The 2266-nt window shown below is 48.9% G+C and carries 3 protein-coding genes; all 3 read left to right on the plus strand.

All coding sequences use genetic code 11. The features are described from left to right. Window positions 1-228, plus strand: a 228-nt coding sequence (locus AACS18_RS20110) for a hypothetical protein (protein WP_219927950.1), incomplete at its 5' end; no start/stop codon positions are given. A 178-nt stretch (window positions 229-406) separates the two neighbouring features. Next, window positions 407-1360, plus strand: coding sequence for a DUF932 domain-containing protein (locus tag AACS18_RS20115; RefSeq protein ID WP_108611917.1), 954 nt, complete (start codon window positions 407-409; stop codon window positions 1358-1360). A 337-nt stretch (window positions 1361-1697) separates the two neighbouring features. Then, entirely contained in the window at window positions 1698-2249 is a 552-nt protein-coding gene (locus AACS18_RS20120) for a recombinase family protein (RefSeq protein WP_107682480.1), read from the plus strand. Window positions 2250-2266: the final 17 nt, after the last annotated feature.

Here is a 2266-nt window from a genome sequence, read left to right on the forward strand (position 1 = left end):
AAAGTGTTACGTTCAATAGACCATTACAGGTATAACGAGGATGTCAGAAACAACGAGGTTTCGAGCATCATCTTTAATGTACAGTTGACCCGTGAAGGGCAGCCCTCAATAGAGGGGACTATTACCTTACCGCTTGAAAATGGACAAGATAACGATTACTCTAAGGAGGACTTATTCAGGGAGGTTCATAAACTGATGAACAAGCAGAATGCCCCCCAGTCGGACTGAGTACTCACTGCCACCCCCACTGCATTTGTGCTATTCTTGCTACAATAGCAACGAGTAGCGCCCAAAATGGTCCTCGCTTGAGGACTTTTTTATTTTGTGCTTTAGCGATAAAAGCCATTCAAAATAATTTCAAACCTATATTCCATTTATGATTTAACATCTGAATGGAAATCTAAATATGGCTCACCTTATTGAATCCATGGCCTACACTGGCCAAACCCCTTGGCATGGTTTGGGTAATCTATTACCAGCAAAGCAGTCTTTAGATATCTGGCAGCAAGCTGCCGGGATGGACTGGACCATCGAACAAAGCGATGTGCTCTACAATGTCACCTCGGACGCACTGCATATCCGCCCCTTTGCGATGAGTAAAGTCCTTTACCGCTCCGATACGCTGGCACCACTCTCGGTGGTCTCCAAACGTTACAATGTGGTACAGCCTCACGAGGTATTGCATTTCTATCAGGATCTGGTGCAAGCAGGTGGGTTTGAATTAGAAACAGCGGGCGTATTAAAAGGAGGGAGAAAGTTGTGGGCATTGGCCAAGACGGGCCAGGACATGAGACTAAACGGCGGCGACACCGTGAAATCTTATTTATTGTTGGCGACCAGTTGTGATGGCACTCTCTGTACAACTGCTCAATTTACCTCTCTGCGGGTGGTTTGTAATAATACATTACAGATGGCACTCAACGATAAAGTTGACGCTATTAAAGTGCCCCACTCAACCAAATTCAACCCGAAGCATGTCAAAGAGGTGCTCGGGCTCGGTTTGGCAAACTGGGACCTGTTTCAACGTAATATACACGAACTGAGTCATCGGTCGGTGTCTCCAACTGAAGCAATTATATTTTTCAGTGATTTGATTAATGATCCAACAGATGATGATGACAACATTGTACTGAGTCGTCCGACCCTGAAATTACAAGAACTATACCAAGGAACAGGAATGGGCTCAGACCTTGTCAGTGCCAAAAATACGGCATGGGGTTTGGTCAATGCTGTCACGGAATATGTCGATCATCATCGTCGTGCTCGCAGTCAGGATAATCGGCTTGATTCCGCCTGGTTCGGCCAAGGTGCTCAGCTCAAAACACTCGCACTTAATCGGGCGCTCACATTGCTGCAATAGTGTTGTTCACATCTCCAAAATGACAACAACTCTCCTGACTGGTGAAAACCAGTCAGGAGAGTTGAGCCATATAAAGTATCGTGCTGATAAAACGAAAAGTGCGATCACATTATCCTTCTATGTCCCTATTCAACCAGACAGGCTGACAGCAATGACTATTGCTGTCACAGAACAACACATCCTTGGGTTCTGCTACTGGCATTGAGTCAATAGCGCAGGCCCTAGAGACACGCCCCAATACGCCCTAAATAGGCACTGTTTTCAAGTCAATAGGCTTGGTTTAAGGCTTTTGAACCATGTCGTCATTATACCCTGCCCTATTGACCAGGAGGAGACCATGGCACTGGTGGGTTATGCCCGCGTGAGCACGGTAGGTCAAAGCCTGGATACCCAGCTCCAGGCGCTGGCTGAGTGCAGCACGATTTTTCAGGAAAAGGTCAGTGGGGCCAGGGACGACCGCCCCCAATTGGCCCAGTTACTGAACTTTGTGCGTGAGGGGGATGTGGTGTTGGTCACCAAGCTGGATCGCTTGGCCCGCAACACCCGTCACCTGTTGGAGATCTCGGAATACCTACAAAGCAAGCAGGTAGCACTGAGGATCTTGAATCTGGGGATCAATACCTCGACCCCTACCGGCAAGCTGATGCTCACCATGATTGGTGCTATCGCCACCTTCGAGCGGGAGCTGATGCTGGAGCGGCAAGCGGAGGGTATTGAGTTGGCCAAACAACGTGGCGTGTACAAAGGCCGCAAACCTACGGCGATGGCAAGAGGAGAAGAAGTGCTGGCTCTTGCCGACCGGGGGCTTGCCAAAGCAGAGATTGCAAGACAAACGGGGATCAGCCTCTCCAGTGTGCAACGCATTCTCAAAACCGCCGCGACGAGTTAAAGCACAACCCCCCCCCC

The organism is Aeromonas sp. HMWF015, from assembly GCF_963878965.1.
Taxonomy (GTDB): Bacteria; Pseudomonadota; Gammaproteobacteria; order Enterobacterales; family Aeromonadaceae; genus Aeromonas; species Aeromonas veronii.